This window comes from Streptomyces sp. NPDC040718 (genome assembly GCF_055593565.1).
This window is the reverse complement of sequence record NZ_JBVIXO010000008.1, coordinates 175,859-197,738: the sequence shown is the minus strand read 5'-3', so window position 1 is coordinate 197,738 and position 21,880 is coordinate 175,859. Positions and strand designations below refer to the sequence as shown.

Annotated in this window: 20 protein-coding genes; 16 read left to right on the top strand and 4 right to left on the bottom strand. The window is 71.5% G+C overall.

Features of this window, described 5'->3' with window-relative positions; translation table 11 throughout:
- Positions 1 to 44: 44 nt before the first annotated feature.
- A complete protein-coding gene (locus ACZ597_RS21580) occupies positions 45 to 512 on the bottom strand; it encodes a GNAT family N-acetyltransferase (protein WP_471332458.1) in 468 nt (155 codons plus the stop codon).
- A 268-nt stretch (positions 513 to 780) separates the two neighbouring features.
- Here ACZ597_RS21580 and thrS point away from each other — a divergent pair, with 268 nt between their 5' ends.
- Positions 781 to 2,757 carry a threonine--tRNA ligase gene (gene thrS, locus ACZ597_RS21575; RefSeq protein WP_471332455.1) on the top strand — a complete coding sequence of 659 codons (1,977 nt, stop codon included), beginning with the start codon at positions 781 to 783 and terminating at the stop codon, positions 2,755 to 2,757.
- A 79-nt stretch (positions 2,758 to 2,836) separates the two neighbouring features.
- Positions 2,837 to 3,397, top strand: a complete 561-nt coding sequence (locus ACZ597_RS21570) for an HIT family protein (protein WP_125603369.1) — start codon at positions 2,837 to 2,839, stop codon at positions 3,395 to 3,397.
- Here the strand turns inward: ACZ597_RS21570 and ACZ597_RS21565 are convergent, their stop codons facing one another.
- From ACZ597_RS21565 to ACZ597_RS21555, 3 genes are all read right to left on the bottom strand, one after another.
- Entirely contained in the window at positions 3,398 to 3,799 is a 402-nt protein-coding gene (locus tag ACZ597_RS21565) for a DnaJ family domain-containing protein (protein ID WP_471332452.1), read from the bottom strand.
- A 42-nt stretch (positions 3,800 to 3,841) separates the two neighbouring features.
- Positions 3,842 to 5,536 (bottom strand): hypothetical protein, encoded by a 1,695-nt coding sequence (locus ACZ597_RS21560; RefSeq protein ID WP_471332449.1) that lies wholly within the window; start codon positions 5,534 to 5,536, stop codon positions 3,842 to 3,844.
- A gap of 234 nt (positions 5,537 to 5,770) precedes the next feature.
- Positions 5,771 to 7,975, bottom strand: a complete 2,205-nt coding sequence (locus tag ACZ597_RS21555; protein ID WP_471332446.1) for an elongation factor G-like protein EF-G2 — start codon at positions 7,973 to 7,975, stop codon at positions 5,771 to 5,773.
- A gap of 254 nt (positions 7,976 to 8,229) precedes the next feature.
- Here ACZ597_RS21555 and pgsA point away from each other — a divergent pair, with 254 nt between their 5' ends.
- From pgsA to yajC, 14 genes are all read left to right on the top strand, one after another.
- Entirely contained in the window at positions 8,230 to 8,895 is a 666-nt protein-coding gene (pgsA, locus tag ACZ597_RS21550) for a phosphatidylinositol phosphate synthase (RefSeq protein ID WP_471332444.1), read from the top strand.
- Positions 8,895 to 9,797, top strand: coding sequence for a phosphatidylinositol mannoside acyltransferase (locus tag ACZ597_RS21545; RefSeq protein ID WP_471332441.1), 903 nt, complete (start codon positions 8,895 to 8,897; stop codon positions 9,795 to 9,797). Before pgsA ends, ACZ597_RS21545 begins: the two co-directional genes overlap by 1 nt.
- Entirely contained in the window at positions 9,797 to 10,960 is a 1,164-nt protein-coding gene (locus ACZ597_RS21540; protein ID WP_471332438.1) for a glycosyltransferase family 4 protein, read from the top strand. Before ACZ597_RS21545 ends, ACZ597_RS21540 begins: the two co-directional genes overlap by 1 nt.
- Positions 10,961 to 11,042: 82 nt before the next feature.
- Positions 11,043 to 13,544 (top strand): hypothetical protein, encoded by a 2,502-nt coding sequence (locus tag ACZ597_RS21535; protein ID WP_471332435.1) that lies wholly within the window; start codon positions 11,043 to 11,045, stop codon positions 13,542 to 13,544.
- A complete protein-coding gene (locus ACZ597_RS21530) occupies positions 13,544 to 14,536 on the top strand; it encodes a phosphotransferase family protein (RefSeq protein WP_471332432.1) in 993 nt (330 codons plus the stop codon). The genes ACZ597_RS21535 and ACZ597_RS21530 overlap by 1 nt, the downstream gene beginning before the upstream one ends.
- A complete protein-coding gene (locus tag ACZ597_RS21525; RefSeq protein WP_471332429.1) occupies positions 14,536 to 15,537 on the top strand; it encodes an aminoglycoside phosphotransferase family protein in 1,002 nt (333 codons plus the stop codon). Before ACZ597_RS21530 ends, ACZ597_RS21525 begins: the two co-directional genes overlap by 1 nt.
- 48 nt (positions 15,538 to 15,585) lie before the next feature.
- Positions 15,586 to 16,128, top strand: coding sequence for a LemA family protein (locus ACZ597_RS21520; protein WP_471332427.1), 543 nt, complete (start codon positions 15,586 to 15,588; stop codon positions 16,126 to 16,128).
- Between the two features lie 136 nt (positions 16,129 to 16,264).
- The gene (pdxS, locus tag ACZ597_RS21515; RefSeq protein ID WP_007263067.1) at positions 16,265 to 17,182 is read left to right on the top strand and encodes a pyridoxal 5'-phosphate synthase lyase subunit PdxS; all 918 of its coding nucleotides are present in this window, start codon (positions 16,265 to 16,267) and stop codon (positions 17,180 to 17,182) included.
- A gap of 8 nt (positions 17,183 to 17,190) precedes the next feature.
- Complete coding sequence (pdxT, locus tag ACZ597_RS21510) at positions 17,191 to 17,781, top strand: pyridoxal 5'-phosphate synthase glutaminase subunit PdxT (protein WP_471332424.1); 591 nt, start codon at positions 17,191 to 17,193, stop codon at positions 17,779 to 17,781.
- Between the two features lie 57 nt (positions 17,782 to 17,838).
- The gene (locus ACZ597_RS21505; RefSeq protein ID WP_405981588.1) at positions 17,839 to 18,591 is read left to right on the top strand and encodes a YebC/PmpR family DNA-binding transcriptional regulator; all 753 of its coding nucleotides are present in this window, start codon (positions 17,839 to 17,841) and stop codon (positions 18,589 to 18,591) included.
- A 122-nt stretch (positions 18,592 to 18,713) separates the two neighbouring features.
- A complete protein-coding gene (gene ruvC, locus ACZ597_RS21500) occupies positions 18,714 to 19,265 on the top strand; it encodes a crossover junction endodeoxyribonuclease RuvC (protein WP_471332421.1) in 552 nt (183 codons plus the stop codon).
- Entirely contained in the window at positions 19,262 to 19,888 is a 627-nt protein-coding gene (gene ruvA / locus ACZ597_RS21495) for a Holliday junction branch migration protein RuvA (RefSeq protein ID WP_471332418.1), read from the top strand. The genes ruvC and ruvA overlap by 4 nt, the downstream gene beginning before the upstream one ends.
- A 230-nt stretch (positions 19,889 to 20,118) precedes the next feature.
- Positions 20,119 to 21,180 carry a Holliday junction branch migration DNA helicase RuvB gene (gene ruvB / locus ACZ597_RS21490; protein WP_471332415.1) on the top strand — a complete coding sequence of 354 codons (1,062 nt, stop codon included), beginning with the start codon at positions 20,119 to 20,121 and terminating at the stop codon, positions 21,178 to 21,180.
- 164 nt (positions 21,181 to 21,344) lie between these two features.
- Positions 21,345 to 21,788 carry a preprotein translocase subunit YajC gene (yajC, locus tag ACZ597_RS21485; RefSeq protein WP_471332412.1) on the top strand — a complete coding sequence of 148 codons (444 nt, stop codon included), beginning with the start codon at positions 21,345 to 21,347 and terminating at the stop codon, positions 21,786 to 21,788.
- Positions 21,789 to 21,880: the final 92 nt, after the last annotated feature.

Here is a 21,880-nt window from a genome sequence, read left to right as displayed (position 1 = left end):
CGCCCCTGGGACGTACCCGGCCGCCGGCCGGTTCCCCCGCGGCGCTACGCGGTGCCGCCCAGGGTGAAGGAGGCCATCCGGAGGCCGGGGACGGGGGTGAAGTCCGCGCCGCGGGTGAAGCCGAGGCGCTCGTACAGGGCGACCGCCGGGGTGTTGTCCGCGCCCGTGGTGACCCTGACCGGGCGGCCCGGGAAGAGCTCCGTGAGGGCGTGGCGCACCAGCAGCGAGGCGACGCCGCGGCGGAACCAGGCGGGGTCCACGCACAGCCGGTCGACGGACACGCCGTCCGGCGTCTCCTCCCAGGCCATGAACCCGGCGAGCGCGCCCGTCTCCGCGACGGCGCCCAGCCAGCTCAGCGGCCGCGCCCGCATCGCCTCCAGGCCCTCGCCGAGCGCGGGGATGCCGTCGAAGCCGATCAGCTCCGCCTCGACCGCGTAGGCGGCCCGGGTGATCCGGTGCACGGCGGCGGCCGTCGTGTCGTCGGCGAGGTCCAGCGGGCGGGGCTGCGGCATGGAGGCCGGTCCTTCCGGGTGCGCGGGGGCGGGACCGGCCACGCTACCCGGCGGGAAGGTCACGGACCGGGTGGTTTTCCGGCCGGGGCCGACGGGGCGGGACGGTGCGGGAGCCCCGCCCCGCGGGGCCGGGAGCCCCGCCCGCCCGCCGGCCCCGCGGCGGGGCTCGGGGACGCCCCCGGTAACCGTTTCGCGGGGCGGCCACTCCGCTCGGTACGATTCAGGCGCGCGGCGTTCGCTCGCGCACCCCTTGAGTCAGGAGAGACCGGTGTCAGACGTCCGTGTGATCATCCAACGCGATTCCGAGCGGGACGAGCGCGTGGTGGCCACGGGCACTACGGCGGCCGAGCTCTTCGCGGGCGAGCGCACCATCGTCGCCGCGCGCGTCGCGGGTGAGCTGAAGGACCTCTCGTACGAGGTGGAGGACGGCGAGACCGTCGAGCCGGTGGAGATCTCCTCCGAGGACGGCCTCAACATCCTGCGCCACTCGACCGCGCACGTCATGGCCCAGGCCGTGCAGGAGCTGTTCCCCGAGGCCAAGCTGGGCATCGGCCCGCCGGTCCGCGACGGCTTCTACTACGACTTCGACGTCGCCAAGCCCTTCACTCCCGATGACCTGAAGACCATCGAGAAGAAGATGCAGGAGATCCAGAAGCGCGGGCAGAAGTTCGCCCGCCGCGTGGTCTCCGACGAGGCGGCGCGCGAGGAGCTCGCGGACGAGCCGTACAAGCTGGAGCTCATCGGCATCAAGGGCTCCGCGTCGACCGACGACGGCGCGAACGTCGAGGTGGGCGGCGGCGAGCTGACCATCTACGACAACCTTGACGCCAAGACCGGCGAGCTGTGCTGGAAGGACCTCTGCCGCGGTCCCCACCTGCCCACCACCCGCAACATCCCGGCGTTCAAGCTGATGCGCAACGCGGCCGCGTACTGGCGCGGCAGCGAGAAGAACCCGATGCTCCAGCGCATCTACGGCACCGCCTGGCCCTCGAAGGAGGAGCTGAAGGCGCACCTCGACTTCCTCGCCGAGGCCGAGAAGCGCGACCACCGCAAGCTCGGCAACGAGCTCGACCTCTTCTCCATCCCGGACGAGATCGGCTCCGGCCTCGCCGTCTTCCACCCGCGCGGCGGCATCATCCGCCGCGTGATGGAGGACTACTCGCGCCGCCGGCACGAGGAGGAGGGCTACGAGTTCGTCTACTCCCCGCACGCCACCAAGGGCGCCCTCTTCGAGAAGAGCGGCCACCTGGACTGGTACGCGGAGGGCATGTACCCCCCCATGCAGCTCGACGGTGGTACCGACTACTACCTCAAGCCCATGAACTGCCCGATGCACAACCTGATCTTCGACGCGCGCGGGCGCTCCTACCGTGAGCTGCCGCTGCGCCTGTTCGAGTTCGGCACCGTGTACCGGTACGAGAAGTCCGGCGTGGTCCACGGCCTGACCCGCGCCCGGGGCTTCACCCAGGACGACGCGCACATCTACTGCACCCGCGAGCAGATGGCCGAGGAGCTCGACCGCACGCTCACCTTCGTGCTGAACCTGCTGCGCGACTACGGTCTGACCGACTTCTACCTGGAGCTGTCCACCAAGGACCCGGAGAAGTTCGTCGGCTCGGACGAGGTCTGGGAGGAGGCCACCGCGGTCCTCCAGCAGGTCGCCGAGAAGCAGGGCCTCCCGCTGACCCCCGACCCGGGCGGCGCGGCCTTCTACGGCCCGAAGATCTCCGTGCAGGCGCGCGACGCCATCGGCCGCACCTGGCAGATGTCGACCGTGCAGCTGGACTTCAACCTGCCGGAGCGCTTCGACCTGGAGTACACCGGCCCGGACGGCTCCCGCCAGCGCCCGGTCATGATCCACCGCGCGCTGTTCGGTTCCATCGAGCGGTTCTTCGCGGTGCTGCTGGAGCACTACGCGGGCGCCATGCCGCCATGGCTGGCCCCGGTCCAGGCCGTCGGCATCCCGATCGGCGACGGGCACGTGGAGTACCTGCAGGAGTTCGCCGCCGCGGCGAAGAAGCAGGGCCTGCGGGTCGAGGTGGACGCCTCCTCCGACCGGATGCAGAAGAAGATCCGCAACCACCAGAAGCTCAAGGTCCCGTTCATGATCATCGTCGGTGACGAGGACATGGCCGCGGGTACCGTCTCCTTCCGCTACCGCGACGGTTCGCAGGAGAACGGCATCCCGAAGGACGAGGCGCTGGCCAAGCTCGCCAAGGTCGTCGCCGACCGCGTCCAGGTCTGATCCAGGCCGGTCCAGGAGCGGGGCCCCCGGGAAGCGATCACTTTCCGGGGGCCCCGCTCGTTCGTCCTGGCGAGGTCATATGCTGCATGGCATGACGATTGAGCCGGAGCGGCAGAACGGTGTGGGCACGCACGACGGGTTCCAGCGGCTGTGGACCCCCCACCGGATGGCCTACATCCAGGGCGAGAACAAGCCGACCGGTCCGGAAGCCGGGGACGGCTGCCCCTTCTGCGGGATCCCGGAGATGTCCGACCAGGACGGCCTGATCGTGGCGCGCGGCAAGCACGTGTTCGCGGTGCTGAACCTCTACCCCTACAACGGCGGCCACCTCATGGTCGTCCCGTACCGCCACGTCGCCGACTACACGGAGCTCGACGGTCCGGAGACGGCGGAGCTGGCGGACCTGACGAAGCGGGCCATGGTCGCGCTGCGGAAGGCCTCGGGGGCGCACGGTTTCAACATCGGGCTCAACCAGGGCAGTGCCGCCGGCGCCGGCATCGCCGCGCACCTGCACCAGCACATCGTGCCCCGCTGGGGCGGGGACACGAACTTCATGCCGGTCGTCGGACACACCAAGGTGCTGCCGCAACTGCTCGCGGACACCCGCCAGATGCTCGCCGACGCCTGGCCGAACGACTGATCAGCCCGCAGCGCCCCCGCGCTGCTCCGCCAGGACCGCCTCCACGTCGAACTCGGCGAGGCCGAGCGGCGGCCCCGGCGGGGGCCGGCGCAGGGCCGTGCGGATCTTCTCGTTGACCTCCGCCAGGATCTCCCGGGCCCGGCGCTCCGTCCCGGCGGCCAGGGCCGCCTCCCGGGCGTCCTCGGCCTCCTTGCGCAGCGCCAGCGCGGGCGGCAGCGTGGAGAAGCCCTCACCGTGCAGCTTCCGCTTGACCCACCACATCTCGTCGTACGGGGCGTCCAGCGAGGCCATCGGCTTGCCCCAGCCCGGCAGCTTCTCGAACTCGCCCCGGTCGGCGGCCTCTCTGATCTGCCGGTCCACGAAGGACTCGAAGCTGACTCCCGGCGGCTTGCGCTCGGTCATGACGGCTCCCTCCCCGGGGCGGCTGGGTCCCTTCCAGGGTACCTACGCGTCGTAGACGTCCGCCTTGCGCGGGGCCGGCTCCTGGATCAGGCCGTTCATGATCGAGGAGCGGTTGGTGAAGGCCGCGGTGTCCACGCCGTTCTCCTCCAGCACCTTGAACGTGGCCGTGTGCACCGACCGCAGCACCGGGGCCACGGTGCGCAGGGCGTCGTCCGCCATGAAGCGGTGGCGCCACATGGAGCCCGCCCAGACGTGCCGCAGGCCGAAGGGCTCGGGCAGGACCAGCTTGCCGCCGAAGTACTCCAGCAGCGGCGGGTACCAGGTCAGCGGGGCGCGCGCGGCGAGGCGCACCACCTCCATGGTGTCCACCAGCGGCAGCGGCCGCTCCACCGTCTCCCAGAAGCGGATGGACTTGGGGACCTCGACCACCGGGGCCTTGGGCTTGGTGGTGAACAGGCCGTGCACCGGGCCGAGGGCGTGGGCGGTGACGTCCACGCGCAGGGTCTTGTAGAGGACGGTGACGGTCACCAGCATCGTGATGACGAGCTGGCCGTCCCAGAGCGGGTACTGGATGCCGAGGTAGTGCCGGTTGCCGGCGCTGAACTGCTGCTCGTTGCAGATCCGGGTGATCTCGTGCGGCTTGACCAGGAAGGTGTCGACGTCCTCGCCGGTCGGGCGGGCCACCTCGCCGGCGCCCTCGCCGACGGGGGTGACGATCCAGTGCTGGATCGAGGCGGGCGGGAAGCCGCCGGTGTGCAGGGGGCCGCGCTCCAGCTTGCGCAGCTGGGAGTCGATCGCGCGTATGACGTCCCAGCTGCGGAAGGGGTGGATCTCGTGCCCGTCCGTCTTGGGGTTCAGCTCCTCGGCCATCTGCCAGCTGCCCCAGCGGGTGCCCATGCCGAGGATGCCCTTGGGGCCGGCGTAGAAGACGGAGTTGCTGCGGTCCTCGGCGGTCAGCTTCGCCAGCTGGTGGCGGAGGTCCTCGCGGGCCTTCTCGTCGGGGTTGCCGGGGACCGCCTCGGGGATCTTGGCGGCGACGGGGGCGCCGCCCCCGAGGAGGCCGTCCCAGCGGGAGCGGAGGTCGGCGGCGGTGCGCTCGCAGATCCGGCGGGCCAGGTACCAGCCGAGGACGGGGGCGACGAGCGCGCCGAGCAGGTAGAGCTCCAGCAGGCCGCTGCCGGGCTGACGGTAGACCACCCGGTAGAGCAGCACCGCACCGACGAGGACCACTCCGACCAGTAGCGCGGTGCCGATCCAGGTGCTTTTCCTGCCCTCGCCCTTGGACAGGGATTTGCGCAGCTGGAAGAGGCCGAGCCAGAGCAGCAGTCCGGGCAGGAACACCAGGCCGCTGACCAGCATGATCAGGCGCAGCTTGCGGTCGCGCTCCTTGCGGATGCGCGAGGCGGCGAGGCAGTGCTCGACGACGGTCTGAGGGTCGGCGCCGAAGGACTGGATGAGCGGTTTGCGGCCGGAGCCGAGGGTACGGGCCTCGACGGCGCGGCAGAACGCCTCGCCGAGGTTGGGTTCGAGGAGGGAGATCTTCGGGGCCTTGACCGAGGCCGGGTGGTTCTCGCTGTTCGCCCCGAGTACGGAGGACAGCGCGGTGTCCTTGCCGCCGTCGCGGTACGCGGCGGAGGCGAGGGCGTTGGTCGCCGCGGTCTGGCCGCCGCCCCCCTGGAGAGGAATCTGTGCTCCGGGCCTGAAGTCGAAACCGTCGTCCGCCACCGCTGCCCCCATCGCCGTGCCACTGTGCTCTTTGCCCGTGGTGCCGTCGTGCTAGTCGTGCCGCCGCCGTTCGCGGCGTGTCGTGCTCGCGCCCGGTCGTGCTCGCGCCCGGGCGTGTCGCGCTCTGTCGTGGTCCGTTGTGCTCTCCGTCGCGGCGAAGAGCCTATATGCGTACCCGTCCCCATGGTCATGGGACAGGGAAACACCGCCCACCGCAAGCTGGTTGGGTGGGCGGTATCCGAGGTGCTATGTCAACTGGCTTCCCTTCTCAGCGTGTTCGCGCATCTTGTCCGCGAGGTGGGGCGGCATGGGCTCGTGCCGGGCGTACGAGCGGCTGAAGCGGCCCGTGCCGTGGGACACGGAGCGCAGGTCCACGGCGTAGCGGCCGATCTCGATCTCGGGGATCTCGGCGCGCACCCGGGACCGGCCGGGGCCCGCCTGCTCGGTGCCGACGACGCGGCCGCGGCGGCCCGCGAGGTCGCTCATGACCGGGCCGACGTACTCGTCGGGCACCTCGACGTCGAGTTCGGCGACGGGCTCCAGCAGGTGGATCGGGATGTCGGCGGCGGCTTCGCGCAGGGCGAGGGCGCCGGCCGTCTGGAAGGCGGCGTCGGAGGAGTCCACCGAGTGCGCCTTGCCGTCGCGGAGGGTGATGCGTACGTCGACCAGCGGATAGCCGGCCGCGATGCCGCGGGCGGCCTGGGCCCGTACGCCCTTCTCCACGGACGGGATGAACTGGCGGGGAACGGCGCCGCCGACGACCTTGTCGACGAACTCGATGCCGCTGCCGGGCGGGAGGGGCTCGACCTCGATCTCGCAGATGGCGTACTGGCCGTGGCCGCCGGACTGCTTGACGTGCCGGCCGCGCCCGGCGGCCTTGGCACCGAAGGTCTCGCGGAGGCTGACCTTGTGGGGGACGGGGTCGACCTGGACCCCGTAACGGGTCTTGAGCCGTTCCAGTACGAGGTCCTGGTGGGCCTCGCCCAGGCACCACAGGACGAGCTGGTGTGTGTGCGGGTTCTGCTCCAGCCGCAGGGTGGGGTCCTCGGCGACGAGGCGGGCCAGGCCCTGGGAGAGCTTGTCCTCGTCGGCCTTGCTGTGGGCCTCGACGGCGAGGGGGAGCAGCGGCTCGGGCATCGGCCAGGGCTCCATGAGGAGCGGGGCGTCCTTGGCGGAGAGGGTGTCGCCGGTCTCGGCGCGGGTGAGTTTGGCCACGCAGGCGAGGTCGCCGGCGATGCAGGTGCCGAGGGTGCGCTGCTGTTTGCCGAAGGGGGAGGTGAGGGTGCCGATGCGCTCGTCGACGTCGTGGTCCTCGTGGCCCCGGTCCTCCAGACCGTGCCCGGACACGTGGACGGTCTCCTCGGGGCGCAGGGTGCCGGAGAAGACGCGGACCAGGGAGACGCGGCCGACGTAGGGGTCGGAGGAGGTCTTGACCACCTCGGCGAGGAGCGGCCCGGAGGGGTCGCAGGTGACGTCGGGCCGGGGGGAGCCGTCGGGGGCGGTGACGGCGACGGGGGCGCGTTCGGCGGGGGTGGGGAAGCCGCCGGTGATCAGTTCGAGGAGCTCCACCGTGCCCAGGCCCTGGCGGGCGCCGTCGGCGGCGGGGGCGGCCATCAGGACGGGGTGGAAGGTGCCCCGGGCGACGGCCCGTTCCAGGTCGTCGATCAGCGTCTTGACGTCGATGTCCTCACCGCCGAGGTAGCGGTCCATGAGGGTCTCGTCCTCGCTCTCGGCGATGATCCCCTCGATGAGGCGGGAGCGGGCGTCGTCGATGAGGGCGAGCTCGGCGGGGTCCGGGTCGCGCTCGGCGCGCTCGCCGGAGGTGTAGTCGTACACGCGCCGGGAGAGCAGGCCCAGCAGGCCGTTGACGGGGGAGTGGCCGTCGGGTCCGGCCGGTCCGTGCAGCGGGAGGTAGAGCGGGATGACGGCGTCCGGGTCGTCGGCGCCGAAGGTCTCTCCGCAGACGGCGGTCATCTGGGAGTAATCGGCGCGGGCTGCCTCCAAATGGGTGACGACGATGGCGCGCGGCATGCCGACGGCCTCGCATTCGTCCCAGACCATCCGGGTGGCTCCGTCGATCCCGTCGGAGGCGGAGACGACGAAGAGGGCCGCGTCCGCGGCGCGCAGACCGGCCCTGAGCTCCCCGACGAAGTCGGCGTATCCGGGGGTGTCCAGGATGTTGATCTTGATTCCGGCCCATTCGACGGGGACCAGGGACAGCTGGACGGAGCGCTGGCGGCGGTGCTCGATCTCGTCGTAGTCCGAGACCGTGCCCCCGTCCTCGACCCGCCCGGCCCGGTTCACGGCCCCCGCGGTCAGGGCCAGGGCTTCGACCAGAGTGGTCTTCCCGGCACCGCTGTGGCCGACCAGCACGACGTTCCGTACGGAATCGGGGCGGTCGGCCGTCAGTGCCCTGCCGGCGGCTCCGGCTTGGTGTGATGTGGCTCCCATGCTTCTCGTGCCTCCTGGTGTCGCGGTGAGGAGGGTGATCGGGGTCCTTCGAGCTTTGCACTGCCGTCACACTGCGTCCATACGTGGTACCGGCCACGGTCGGATGCGCGGCGGGAGGGTGACGCGGAGGCGCGGCGGGTGGGGAGCGGGAGCGAACCGGTGGGTGCGCGGCGCTGCGGGCGCGGGGTGCTGGCTACGATGGGCCAGCCGGTGGCCGTTGTGGCCGCTCGGCCCAGCGACCCTCTGGGAAGGCCATGCTGAACAAGTACGCGCGTGCGTTCTTCACGCGTGTTCTCACGCCGTTCGCCGCATTTCTCCTGCGCCGGGGGGTGAGCCCGGACGCCGTCACCCTCATCGGCACCGCCGGAGTGGTGGCCGGAGCGCTGGTCTTCTTCCCCCGGGGCGAGCTCTTCTGGGGAACGATCACCATCACCCTCTTCGTCTTCTCCGACCTGGTGGACGGCAACATGGCCCGCCAGGCCGGGACCTCCAGCCGGTGGGGGGCGTTCCTCGACTCCACGCTCGACCGGGTGGCGGACGCGGCGATCTTCGGCGGCCTCGCGCTCTGGTACGCGGGCCTGGGCGACGACAACGTGCTGTGCGCGGTGGCGATCTTCTGCCTGGCCAGCGGGCAGGTGGTCTCGTACACGAAGGCCCGCGGCGAGGCGATCGGGCTGCCCGTCGCCGTCAACGGCCTCGTCGAGCGCGCCGAACGCCTGGTGATCTCCCTGGTCGCGGCCGGCCTGTCCGGCCTCCAGACCTTCGGGGTCCCCTCGTGGATCGGTGTGCTGCTGCCGGCCGCGCTGTGGATCGTGGCGGCGGGCTCGCTGGTCACGCTGATCCAGCGGGTCGTCACCGTACGCCGTGAGGCGGCCGAGGCCGACGCGGCGGCCGCCGGTGCCGAAGGCGGCGCGCTCTGATGGGCAAGGCACAGGACAAGCTGGTCGACGGGCTGTACGGGCTCGGCTGGGCGGGCGTGAAGAAGCTCCCCGAGCCGGCGGCGGTGGCCCTCGGCCGCAAGATCGCGGACGTGGCGTGGAAGCGGCGCGGCAAGAGCGTGCTGCGGCTGGAGTCCAACCTGGCCCGGGTGGTGCCCGACGCGACCCCCGAGCGGCTGCGCGAGCTGTCGCACGCGGGCATGCGTTCGTACATGCGCTACTGGATGGAGTCCTTCCGGCTGCCGGCCATGGACCCGGAACGGTTCGGCGAGGACGTCCAGCTGAAGGACGACCACATCCTGCGCGAGGCCATCGCCTCCGGGCGCGGGGTCATCGCCGCCCTGCCGCACCTGGCCAACTGGGACCTCGCGGGCGCCTGGGTCACCGGCCACCTCGGCGTCCCCTTCACCACCGTCGCCGAGCGGCTCAAGCCCGAGTCCCTCTACGACCGCTTCGTGGCCTACCGGGAGAGCCTGGGCATGGAGGTCCTGCCGCACAACGGCGGCGCCTCCTTCGGCACCCTCGCCCGCCGGCTGCGCTCCGGCGGGCTGATCTGCCTGGTCGCCGACCGGGACCTGTCGGCCTCCGGGGTCGAGGTGGACTTCTTCGGCTCCCGCGCCCGGATGCCCGCGGGTCCCGCACTGCTCGCGCAGCAGACCGGGGCGGTACTGCTGCCGGTCACCCTGTACTACGGCCGCACCCCGAAGATGTACGGCCGGTTCCACCCCGCGGTGGAGGTGCCCGAGCAGGGCACACGGACCGAGAAGACCGCCGCCATGACCCAGGCGGTCGCGGACGCCTTCGCGTCGGGCATCGCGGAGCACCCGGAGGACTGGCACATGTTGCAGCGCCTGTGGCTGGACGACCTGGAGGAGCGCCCGTAGTGAAGATCGGCATCGTGTGCCCGTACTCGTGGGACGTGCCGGGCGGCGTCCAGTTCCACATCCGCGACCTGGCCGAACACCTGATCCGCCAGGGCCACGAGGTGTCGGTGCTGGCCCCGGCGGACGACGAGACCCCGCTGCCCCCCTACGTGGTCTCGGCGGGACGGGCGGTGCCGGTGCCCTACAACGGGTCCGTCGCCCGGCTGAACTTCGGCTTCCTCTCCGCCGCCCGGGTGCGCCGATGGCTGCACGACGGCGTCTTCGACGTGATCCACATCCACGAGCCGGCCTCGCCCTCCCTCGGCCTGCTGTCCTGCTGGGCGGCCCAGGGCCCGATCGTGGCGACGTTCCACACCTCCAACCCCCGCTCGCGGGCGATGATCGCCGCGTACCCGATCCTCCAGCCGGCGCTGGAGAAGATCAGCGCCCGGATCGCGGTGAGCGAGTACGCCAGGCGCACCCTCGTCGAACACCTCGGCGGGGACGCGGTGGTCATCCCCAACGGCGTCGACGTCGACTTCTTCGCCAAGGCCGACCCGAACCCCGAATGGTCCGGGCAGACCCTGGGCTTCATCGGCCGCATCGACGAACCCCGCAAGGGCCTCCCGGTGCTCATGGCCGCCTTCCCCGCCATCGCCGAGGCCTGCCCGGACGTACGCCTCCTCGTGGCCGGCCGCGGCGACGAGGAGGAGGCCGTGGCCTCCCTCCCGGAGCACCTGCGCTCCCGGGTGGAGTTCCTCGGCATGGTCTCCGACGAGGACAAGGCCCGCCTGCTGCGCAGCGTGGACGTCTACGTCGCCCCCAACACCGGCGGCGAGAGCTTCGGCATCATCCTGGTCGAGGCCCTCTCGGCGGGCGCGGCCGTCCTGGCCTCGGACCTCGACGCCTTCGCCCAGGTCCTGGACCAGGGCGCGGCGGGCGAACTGTTCGCCAACGAGGACGCCGCCTCCCTGGCCGCGGCGGCGACCGCCCTCCTGCACGACCCGGCCCGCCGCGCGGAACTGAGCGCCCGCGGCTCGGCGCACGTACGCCGCTTCGACTGGTCGACGGTGGGCGCGGACATCCTGGCGGTCTACGAGACGGTCACCGCCGGCGCGGCCGCCGTCGCCACCGACGAACGCGTCCCCCTCCGCACCCGCCTGGGCTTCACGCGGGACACGTAGGGGCCGCGCCGCCGTGCGTAGAAGGTGTGGCGGAGTGGGTAGCCTCGCCCCTGCAAGGGCTGGGTGATCAGGGGGAGCCATCGTGTCCATCAGGCCGCGCTACCGACGTGTATCCGGGTTACAGAGGCAGTTCTTCAACCGTGAGGGACTGCTCGCCACGTACGACGAGGAACTGGCGGGCATCGCCGGCGGGCCCCGCATCCTGAACCTGGTGGGTGTCGGCGGTATCGGCAAGTCGCGTCTCCTCCAGCAGCTCCGCGCCCGTACGCCGGACACGTGCCGGACGGCGCGGCTGGACCTCCAGCTGCCGACCCTGCGGCAGCAGGAGGACGCCCTGGCCGTGCTCCGGACCGAGTACGGCGCCCAGGGGGTGAAGTTCGACCGCTTCGACATCGCCTACGCCGTGCTGTGGCAACGGGTCCACCCCCAGTTGCAGATGGACCGGAGGAACACCCCGTTCGCCGAGGAGAGCGAGGTGTTGTCCAAGATCCTGGACGACGCGATGGGTCTGCCGGTCTTCGGGACGGCGGCCGGGCTGGTGCGCCTCACGAAGCGGTCGATCTCCAACCGCCAGCGCAGGCACCGCATCGAGGCGGACCAGACACTGCAGGAACTGGACGGCCTGACCAACGCCGAGCTGGGCCACGCCGTGACCTACCTGTTCGCCGAAGAACTGCGCGAGTCGGCACAGGACCGCCCGTACGTCCTCTTCGTGGACGCCTACGAGGCGATGGTGCCGACACCGCTGCCGGGCGGCCGGAGCTTCGCCTCCGACGCCTGGCTGCGCGATCTCCTGGGCCAGTTGCACGGCGGTCTGACCGTGCTGGCCAGCCGGGAACCGCTGCCGTGGGCGGCGTACGACGCGGAGTGGGCGAGCGTGATCCGCAAGGCTCCGCTCGGCGGCCTGCCCATGGACGCCCGTCTGGACCTGCTGACCCAGGCGGGCATCGTGGAGATCCCCCGCCAGAGGTCCATCGCCGAAGCCAGCGCGGGGGTCCCGTTCTACCTCCACCTGGCCGTGGACACCCACGTGCAGAACGGAGGCCCGGTCGAGGATGCGGGGACCTCGGAGGAGATCGTCCAGCGCTTCCTCCAGCACGTGGCTCCGGACGAGGTGCGGATCCTCGAACTGCTCAGCATCGCCAGGACCTTCGACCTGGACGTCTTCCGAGCCGTCGGCCGGACCTTCGACCTCCCCACGAACCTGCTGACGTGGGAGTCACTGACCGCCTACTCCTTCGCATACCCGCTGAGCCAGGGCTGGTACAGACTGCACCAGCTGATGATCGCGGCCCTCCAACGCCATCTGTCCGAAGGGGTGAACCGGCAGGTGCACGCCGTGCTGCGACGGCACTGGGAAGGTCTCGCCGACCGGGTGGGCACCGGCGCGGAGGAGGCCGGCGTCGCCCGCTCCTCCCCGCTGCGCGAGGCGGTCTACCACGGGGTCCACGCCGGGGACCTGGAACCGGAGGAGATCCTCGGGCACGCCGACCGCGCCTTGGGCATGAGCGGTCGTCAAGCCGTCGACGGGATGGTCAAGGACCTCAGGGACCACCTCGCCCGGTCGGTGGCCACGGGCCGGGAGCGTTCCGGCTCCGAGGGGATCCGCAACGCCGCCGACTGCCTGGAGGCCGAGGCAAGGCTCGATCTCGGTGACGCCGCCGGAGCGACAGCACTGACCCCGGTACGCGACACCCCGGTCCACTCGCTCGTGGCCGCCCGGCTCGCCCTGGCCGGAGCGAACGCCCGCAGGATCGCGGGGGAGAGCACCTTGGCCGCGCAGATCTTCGAGCGGGTCTGGGAGGGCCACGAAGGCGAGGCCCGGGCCTTCGCAGGCTTCTGCCTGGCGGACATCCGGATGTGGCAGGGCGACTTCGCGGCGGCGTTCGCACTTGCCGAACGGGTCGAGGGGATCTGCGCACCCGGACAAGGCGTCATCCGGGGCGACCTGAAACGCCTCATGCACCTGGGGCACCGGTTCCTGATGGACTTCGGCAGTGCCGAATCACTGTTGTCGCAGGCGGAGGTGGAATACCGGGCGGCCGGAGCGGCCATCGGGCTCGCCAACATCCGTACGAACCGGGCCGAACTGCTGGTCTTCACCGACCCCGAAGCGGCAGTGGCCGAAGCGGCGGCGGCCCTGGAGATCCAGCGGGACCTCGGTGCCCAGCACGAGATCGGCAAGGCCTACACGGCCATGGCGATCGCGCAGACCCGGCTCGGCCGGCTGGACCGGGCCGAACAGTCGTTCCGCAACGCCAACACCGCCCTGGACCTGGCCGGCTACCGGTCGGGCCGGGCCCGGGCCGACATGTTCCGTGCCTTCATGCACCTGCGGCGGGGCGAACGTGCGAGAGCCGGAGAACTGCTCCTGCACGCGGCGCGCGAGTTCGAGGTCTGCGAGGTCTACCCCTCGCTGATCCTCGCCATCCACCGGGCCGCCGAACGGACCGGGCTCGGCGACCCGGAGCTGACGGAGATGGCCGACCGGGCGCGGCCGGCCGTCAGGCCGCTGGGCGACCCGGAAGCCGTGCGCCGACGCACGGAGGACGTCCTGTCGATGTTCGTCGAGGTGAACGAGTGATGTGGCTGGAACTCTACGAGCAGGCTGTGGAATCGGGCGAAGCCGCGGCCGGGTACTACAACCGCAACGTCGGGCTGCCGACTCCGGAAGGCAAGGTCAACGTCCGGATCCCGCTCGCCGCGGCGGACACCATGGACGTCCGGCTCTGGCAGGAGGAGGACGTACTCGCCTGCATCCGGCCGTACGTCGGCCGAGTGCCGGAGCTACGCCACGTCAGCCGGACACCGCGCTTCCAGGTCCACCACTTCATCGCCGGCCGGGTCCTGGACGGCTTCTCCCCGCGCGGAGCCGCGGTTCCGCCGCACGTCCTGGACGACGTCGTCACCCTCATGGAGCAGCTCACCCGCATTCCCCGCGAGAAGGCTCCCGCCTTGCCCGCGCACTGGCCCGGCCCGGGAGACAGTCCGGGTTTCGGACACCTGCTGGCCGACCTCACAGAGGAGGTCCACTCGACGTACGCGGGGGAATACCGGGAGGCCTTCGGCCTCCTCGGCATCCCCGAGGACCCCCTCGCCGTGGTGCGGCCCCTCTGGGATGGGCTCACGGCCAGGCCGTTCGCCGTTCTCCACGCGGACCTCCACCGCAAGAACATGATCGTCTCCGACGGTGCGACGTGGTTCCTGGACTGGGAACTGGCCCTGTGGGGCGACCCGATGTACGAGATCGGGATCCACTTCCACAAGATGGACTACCCGGAGGACCAGCGAGCCGAGGTCTTCAGCCGGTGGCGGGACAGGCTCCCGCCCGAGTACACGGCGGGTCCGCTCGCGGACCTCCGGCTGTACATGGACCACGAGAAGGTCAAGTCGGCCGTGGTCGACACGGTCCGCTATTCGAAGCAGCTGGCGACCTCCTCGCCGGCGGAACGCGAGTTCCTCGTCCTGAGGCTCGTGAAGAAGATCAATGCGGCCCGCCGGGTGTGGGGCTCACCGCCCGCGCTGACCCCCGAGCGGGTCGCCGAAGCCCTCGCTCCCTGGTGGAAAGGCCGGTAGTGGACGCCGTAGCCCTGTACGAGGAAGCCCGTAGGCGCGATACCGGCCAGTCGGGGTACTACAACCGGAACATCCGGGTGGAGACCGCCGACGGTCCGGTGATCGTCCGGATGCGCACCCACGGGGCCGAGGTCATGGACCTGGCCCTGTGGAGGGAACCCGAGGTACTCACGGCCATCGAGCACTACGTCCCCGCGGCCCCGCGCCTCCTCTACGCGGGCACCGACCCGGAGTTCCAGATCCACGGCTTCGTTCCGGGCCGCCGGGTCGACACCCTGGTCCCGGAGGGGGCCCGGCTGCCCGACGCCGTGCTCAAAGCCGTGGAAGGGCTCTTCGCGGAGATGCTGCGGATCCCGGCGTCGGCCCTGCCCCGGAAACCGGGGGACTGGCCGGGAGAGGGCGACACCCCGGCATTCGCCGACCGCCTCACCGCGCTGGTCCAGACGATCCGGCACAGGGGCGACCGGGCCGCCGAGGGGCTCTACGCGGCCCTGGGCGTACCGAAGGACCCCTGTGGCCTGCTGCGGGAACGCTTCCGCGGCATGACCGCCCGTCGCATGGGCCTGCTGCACGCCGACCTCCACCGGCAGAACATGATCCTCGGCGACAGCGGACGGGTGGCCTTCCTCGACTGGGAGCTCGCCCTGTGGGGGGACCCGGTCTACGACCTGGCCGACCACCTGCACAAGATGGGGTACACCCCGGAGCAGGCCCGTGAGGCCACCGCCGGATGGGAAAGGGCCGCTCCGGACGAGTGCCGCGCGGGATGGCGCCCCGACCTCGCCCACTACCTCGCCTTCGAGGCCGTGAAGTCCGCAGTGGTCGACACGGTCCGCTGGGGGCGCCGGATCGCACGGGCCGAGGACGTCGGGGAACGGAGACGGCTCGCGGGGGAACTCGCCGCCAAACTCGCTGCGGCCCGACCCCACTGGGAAGCGGGAGCACGGCCCGGACCGGAGCCCCGTGAGATCGAGGAGGCCGTGGCCCGCTGGGTCGCCTGAGCCGGCTCCTTCGTCCCGCAGCGGTCCGGGACGGTAGTGTCGCCGCCCGTGATCGAAAACCTTGTCTGGATCGCGGTGGCGCTCGGCGTCGTCGGGGTCTACCTCAGCTGGACCGCCGGGCGGCTGGACCGGTTGCACACGCGGATGGATGCCGCCCGGGCCGCACTCGACGCGCAGCTCGTGCGGCGGGCCTCCGTGGTGCTGGAGGTGGCCACCTCCGGGGCGCTCGACCCCGCTTCCTCGCTCGTGCTGTACGAGGCCGCGCACGCCGCGCGGCAGGCCGAGGAGGAGCACCGGGAGGTCGCCGAGAGCGAGCTCAGCCAGGCGCTGCGGGCGGTGTTCGCCGACGCGGACCAGGTGGAGGTGCTGAAGGCCGCCCCGGGCGGGGTGGAGGCCGCCGAGGAGCTGGCCGCGGCGGTGCGCCGGGTGCCCATGGCGCGCCGGTTCCTCAACGACGCCGTACGGGCCGCCCGCGCGCTGCGCCGCCACCGCAAGGTCCGATGGTTCAGACTGGCGGGACACGCGCCGTTCCCGCTGGCCTTCGAAATGGACGATGAGCCTCCGGTGGACCTCGCGGACCGTCCCGCCTGAGGTTCATAGGGCCGCGGGGGACAAGTGAAAGAGCCACCGGCTCCACATTGGCCCTTGTAGTGGACTGGTCGGTGGGGTTTTCTCAGCCGAGTACCGCCCGTCTTCCTTTCGAGTTCGTTTCGAGTGAGGTCAACCCGTGAGCACGCTTCCCACCTCTTCCCAGTCCGCTGAGTCGGCGATCGGCACCTCCCGCGTCAAGCGCGGCATGGCCGAGCAGCTCAAGGGCGGCGTGATCATGGACGTGGTCAACGCCGAGCAGGCGAAGATCGCCGAGGACGCCGGCGCCGTGGCCGTCATGGCCCTGGAGCGGGTCCCCGCCGACATCCGCAAGGACGGCGGCGTGGCCCGCATGTCCGACCCGAACATGATCGAAGAGATCATCGAGGCCGTCTCCATCCCGGTCATGGCCAAGTCCCGCATCGGCCACTTCGTCGAGGCCCAGGTCCTCCAGTCCCTCGGCGTCGACTACATCGACGAGTCCGAGGTCCTGACCCCGGCCGACGAGATCAACCACTCCGACAAGTGGGCCTTCACCACCCCCTTCGTCTGTGGCGCCACCAACCTGGGCGAGGCCCTGCGCCGCATCGCCGAGGGCGCGGCCATGATCCGCTCGAAGGGCGAGGCCGGCACCGGCAACGTCGTCGAGGCCGTCCGCCACCTGCGCCAGATCAAGAACGAGATCGCACAGCTGCGCGGCTACGACAACAACGAGCTGTACGCCGCCGCCAAGGAGCTGCGCGCCCCGTACGAGCTCGTCAAGGAGGTCGCCGAGCTCGGCAAGCTCCCGGTCGTGCTGTTCTCCGCCGGTGGTGTCGCCACCCCGGCCGACGCCGCCCTGATGCGCCAGCTCGGCGCCGAAGGCGTCTTCGTCGGCTCCGGCATCTTCAAGTCCGGCGACCCGGCCAAGCGCGCCGCCGCCATCGTGAAGGCCACCACCTTCTTCGACGACCCGAAGGTCATCGCGGACGCGTCCCGCAACCTGGGCGAGGCCATGGTCGGCATCAACTGCGACACCCTCCCCGAGGCCGAGCGCTACGCCAACCGCGGCTGGTAGTCACTGCCATGACCACCCCCGTTATTGGTGTCCTGGCCCTCCAGGGCGACGTACGGGAGCACCTGATCGCCCTGGCCGCGGCGGACGCCGTGGCCAGGCCGGTCCGGCGCCCCGAGGAGCTCGCCGGGGTCGACGCCCTGGTGATCCCCGGCGGCGAGTCCACGACCATGTCGAAGCTCGCCGTCCTGTTCGGCATGCTGGAGCCGCTGCGCGAGCGCGTGCGCGCCGGCATGCCCGTCTACGGCACCTGCGCCGGCATGATCATGCTCGCGGACAAGCTGCTCGACGGCCGTGAGGACCAGGAGACGCTCGGCGGCATCGACATGATCGTGCGCCGCAACGCCTTCGGCCGCCAGAACGAGTCCTTCGAAGCCAGGATCGACTTCGCGGGCATAGACGGCGGGCCCGTCGAGGGCGTCTTCATCCGCGCCCCGTGGGTCGAGTCGGTCGGCGGCAGCGTCGAAGTGCTCGCGACGTACGACGGCCACACGGTCGCCGTGCGCCAGGGCAACGTCCTCGCCACCTCCTTCCACCCCGAACTGACGGGCGACGACCGGGTCCACGCGTACTTCGTCGACATGGTGCGCGCGGGGCTCTGACGAGCTCCCGGTAGGATCGTTGGTGAACACTGTTGGTTACGCGAAGGAGACAGGCGGATGTCCGGCCACTCTAAATGGGCTACGACGAAGCACAAGAAGGCCGTGATCGATGCCAAGCGCGGCAAGCTCTTCGCGAAGCTGATCAAGAACATCGAGGTCGCGGCCCGTATGGGCGGCGCCGACATCGAGGGCAACCCGACGCTCTTCGACGCCGTCCAGAAGGCCAAGAAGCAGTCGGTCCCGAACAAGAACATCGACTCCGCGGTCAAGCGCGGCGGCGGCCTCGAGGCCGGCGGCGCCGACTACGAGACGATCATGTACGAAGGCTACGGCCCCAACGGCGTCGCGGTGCTCATCGAGTGCCTCACCGACAACCGCAACCGTGCCGCCTCCGACGTCCGCGTCGCCATGACCCGCAACGGCGGCTCCATGGCCGACCCGGGCTCGGTCTCGTACCTGTTCAACCGCAAGGGCGTCATCCTGCTGCCCAAGGCCGAGCTCTCCGAGGACGACGTCCTGGACGCGGTCCTGGAGGCCGGGGCCGAAGAGGTCAACGACAACGGCGAGACCTGGGAGATCATCAGCGAGGCCACCGACCTGGTCGCGGTCCGCACCGCGCTCCAGGAAGCCGGCATCGACTACGACTCCGCCGACTCCAGCTTCGTCCCGACCATGCAGGTCGAGCTCGACGAAGAGGGCGCGCGCAAGATCTTCAAGCTGATCGACGCGCTGGAGGACAGCGACGACGTGCAGAACGTCTTCGCCAACTTCGACGTCTCGGACGAGGTCATGGAGAAGGTCGACGCCTGACCGGCGCCGCACCCTCCCGCTTTCCCTTCGGCGGGCCGACAGGACACACCCTGTCGGCCCGCCGTCGCATTGTCGGTGGGGGCGGATAGCCTGCACGGACAGGTGTCGGAAGAGGGGGCGGAGTGCGCGTACTGGGTGTGGACCCGGGGCTGACGCGGTGCGGTGTCGGCGTGGTCGAGGGAGTCGCGGGGCGGCCCCTGACCATGATCGGCGTCGGGGTCGTGCGGACGCCGGCCGACGCCGAGCTGGGGCAGCGGCTCGTCGCGATCGAGGCCGGCATCGAGGAATGGCTCGATGAGCACCGGCCGGAGTGCGTCGCGGTGGAGCGGGTTTTCAGCCAGCACAACGTCCGCACCGTGATGGGCACCGCCCAGGCGAGCGCCGTCGCCATGCTGTGCGCCGCGCGCCGCGGCATACCGGTCGCACTGCACACCCCGAGCGAGGTCAAGGCCGCCGTCACCGGCAGCGGCCGCGCCGACAAGGCGCAGGTCGGGGCGATGGTGACCCGGCTGCTGAGGCTCGCCGAACCGCCGAAGCCGGCCGACGCCGCCGACGCCCTCGCGCTCGCCATCTGCCACATCTGGCGGGCCCCCGCCCAGAACCGCCTCCAGCAGGCGGTCGCCAGGCACGCCTCCGCCCCTGCTTCCGCTGCCTTGAAAGGCCGTACCCGATGATCGCCTTCGTCAGCGGCCCGGTCGCCGCACTCGCCCCCACCCTGGCCGTGATCGAGGTCGGGGGAGTGGGCATGGCCGTGCAGTGCACGCCGAACACCATCGCGGGGCTCCGGGTGGGTGAGCAGGCGCGGCTGGCCACCTCGCTGGTCGTGCGCGAGGACTCGCTGACCCTGTACGGCTTCGCGGACGACGACGAACGCCAGGTCTTCGAGCTCCTCCAGACCGCGAGCGGGGTCGGTCCCCGGGTGGCCCAGGCGATGCTCGGGGTGCACACCCCGGACGCGCTGCGGGTGGCTTTCGCCGCGGGCGACGCGAAGGCGCTGACGGCGGTGCCGGGGATCGGGCCGAAGGGGGCCCAGAAGCTGCTGCTGGAGCTGAAGGGGAAGCTGGGCTCCCCGGCCGCCGTGGTGGGCGTCCAGCGTGCGCCGGCCGCGGCGGGGCCGGCGCCCTGGACGGAGCAGCTCACCGCCGCGCTGATCGGGCTGGGTTACGCATCGCGGGACGCGGAGGAGGCGGTTTCGGCCGTGGCGCCGCAAGCCGAGGCGGCCATTGCCTCCGGCGGTTCGGCGCCCGTTCCGCAGCTGCTGCGGGCCGCGCTCCAGTCGCTGAACCGGGCCCGCTGACGGGCCCCCGTGCCGCTGCGCGGGGCGAGGCCCCCTACCCGCCCTTCGCCCGTTCCCCGGGGGCTCCGCCCCGGACCCCGCGCCTCAAAACGCCGGCGGGGCCGGAAAGTCCGGCCCCGCCGGCGTTTGAGGCGAGAACGGGCGAAGGGCGGGGAGGGAACCGGCTCCGCGCGGCGGGACCGCGTACCCGGGTTGACCACCGCAACGACGTAGAAGGCAGACTGAACACCGTGAACTGGGACGACGAGAGCGACGACCGGATCGTGGCGGCCGCCGCCGACGGGGAGGACACCGCCGTCGAGGCGGCGCTGCGCCCGAAGGACCTCGGCGAGTTCGTCGGCCAGGAGAAGGTCCGCCAGCAGCTGGACCTCGTGCTGAAGGCCGCCCGCCAGCGCGGAGCCACCGCCGACCACGTGCTGCTGTCCGGCGCGCCGGGCCTCGGCAAGACCACGCTGTCGATGATCATCGCCGCCGAGATGGGAGCGCCCATCCGGATCACCTCCGGCCCCGCCATCCAGCACGCCGGGGACCTCGCGGCGATCCTGTCCTCCCTCCAGGAGGGCGAGGTGCTCTTCCTCGACGAGATCCACCGCATGTCCCGGCCCGCCGAGGAGATGCTGTACATGGCCATGGAGGACTTCCGCGTCGACGTGATCGTCGGCAAGGGGCCCGGAGCCACCGCCATCCCGCTGGAACTGCCGCCCTTCACCCTCGTCGGGGCGACGACCCGCGCCGGCCTGCTGCCGCCGCCGCTGCGTGACCGGTTCGGCTTCACCGGCCACATGGAGTTCTACGCCCCCGCGGAGCTGGAACGCGTCGTCCACCGCTCCGCCGGCCTCCTCGACGTCGAGATCGACACCGCCGGGGCCGCCGAGATCGCCGGCCGCTCCCGCGGCACGCCCCGCATCGCCAACCGGCTGCTGCGCCGCGTACGCGACTACGCCCAGGTGAAGGCCGACGGGGTGATCACCCGTGAGGTGGCCGCCACCGCCCTCCAGGTGTACGAGGTGGACGCCCGCGGGCTGGACCGGCTGGACCGGGCCGTGCTGGAGGCCCTGCTCAAGCTGTTCGGCGGCGGGCCCGTCGGGCTGTCCACCCTCGCCGTCGCCGTGGGGGAGGAGCGCGAGACGGTCGAGGAGGTCGCCGAGCCCTTCCTGGTCAGGGAGGGGCTGCTCGCCCGTACCCCGCGCGGCCGGATCGCGACCCCCGCCGCATGGGCCCACCTGGGGCTCGTCCCGCCCCAGCAGGGCGGCGGCGGACCAAGCGGACAACAGGGCCTGTTCGGGGCCTGACGGCGCGGAGGTTCGACCGGTCAGGAACTGCGGTGCCATGCTGGGCGTTGTTCCATCGGTGCGGACTCGCCTAGACTCCGCCGATGCCGACCCTTCGGGTCGGCGTGCCCACCCCCGTAGAAATGGCCGCTCCCTGGCGCGGCCGTGCGAAGGATCCTCGTCCCGTGAACAACATCAGCTTCTTGCTCCCGTTCATCGTGCTCATCGGGGCGATGTTCCTGATGACCCGGTCCGCCAAGAAGAAGCAGGCCCAGGCCGCTTCGATGCGCGACCAGATGACGACCGGCACCGGCGTGCGCACCATCGGCGGCATGTACGCCACGGTCAAGGAGATCGGCGAGGACACCGTCACCCTTGAGGTGGCCCCCGGTGTCCACGCGGTCTACGCGAAGAACGCCATCGGCGCCGTGCTGGAGGACGCCGAGTACAACCGGATCGTCCACGGCTTCTCCGAGGCCCAGGAGGGCGACGCGCCGGTCGTCCCCGACGACGCCTCCTCGCTGACCGGGGGCGACGCCCCCAAGCTCGACCTGGGCAAGAAGGACGAGCCCAAGGGCGACGACGAGCCGAAGGACGGCAAGACCGACGGCGAGCCCGGCGCCAAGTAGCGTCCGGCAGGGACCGCGGTGGTGTCCGACCGGCATCCGCCGCGGTTCCCGCAGTGAACTTCTGCGGGGGGCAGGGGTCCCCACCACACATT

What these genes read in the sequence shown, in the direction of transcription:
- ACZ597_RS21530 (WP_471332432.1), top strand. Translation starts at nt 13,544, where the DNA reads ATGTGGCTGGAACTCTACGAGCAGGCTGTGGAATCGGGCGAAGCCGCG.
- ACZ597_RS21580 (WP_471332458.1), bottom strand. Translation starts at nt 512, where the DNA reads ATGCCGCAGCCCCGCCCGCTGGACCTCGCCGACGACACGACGGCCGCC.
- ACZ597_RS21545 (WP_471332441.1), top strand. Translation starts at nt 8,895, where the DNA reads ATGGGCAAGGCACAGGACAAGCTGGTCGACGGGCTGTACGGGCTCGGC.
- ACZ597_RS21570 (WP_125603369.1), top strand. Translation starts at nt 2,837, where the DNA reads ATGCTGCATGGCATGACGATTGAGCCGGAGCGGCAGAACGGTGTGGGC.
- pdxT (WP_471332424.1), top strand. Translation starts at nt 17,191, where the DNA reads ATGACCACCCCCGTTATTGGTGTCCTGGCCCTCCAGGGCGACGTACGG.
- pgsA (WP_471332444.1), top strand. Translation starts at nt 8,230, where the DNA reads ATGCTGAACAAGTACGCGCGTGCGTTCTTCACGCGTGTTCTCACGCCG.
- ACZ597_RS21505 (WP_405981588.1), top strand. Translation starts at nt 17,839, where the DNA reads ATGTCCGGCCACTCTAAATGGGCTACGACGAAGCACAAGAAGGCCGTG.
- ruvA (WP_471332418.1), top strand. Translation starts at nt 19,262, where the DNA reads ATGATCGCCTTCGTCAGCGGCCCGGTCGCCGCACTCGCCCCCACCCTG.
- ACZ597_RS21555 (WP_471332446.1), bottom strand. Translation starts at nt 7,975, where the DNA reads ATGGGAGCCACATCACACCAAGCCGGAGCCGCCGGCAGGGCACTGACG.
- ACZ597_RS21560 (WP_471332449.1), bottom strand. Translation starts at nt 5,536, where the DNA reads ATGGGGGCAGCGGTGGCGGACGACGGTTTCGACTTCAGGCCCGGAGCA.
- ACZ597_RS21565 (WP_471332452.1), bottom strand. Translation starts at nt 3,799, where the DNA reads ATGACCGAGCGCAAGCCGCCGGGAGTCAGCTTCGAGTCCTTCGTGGAC.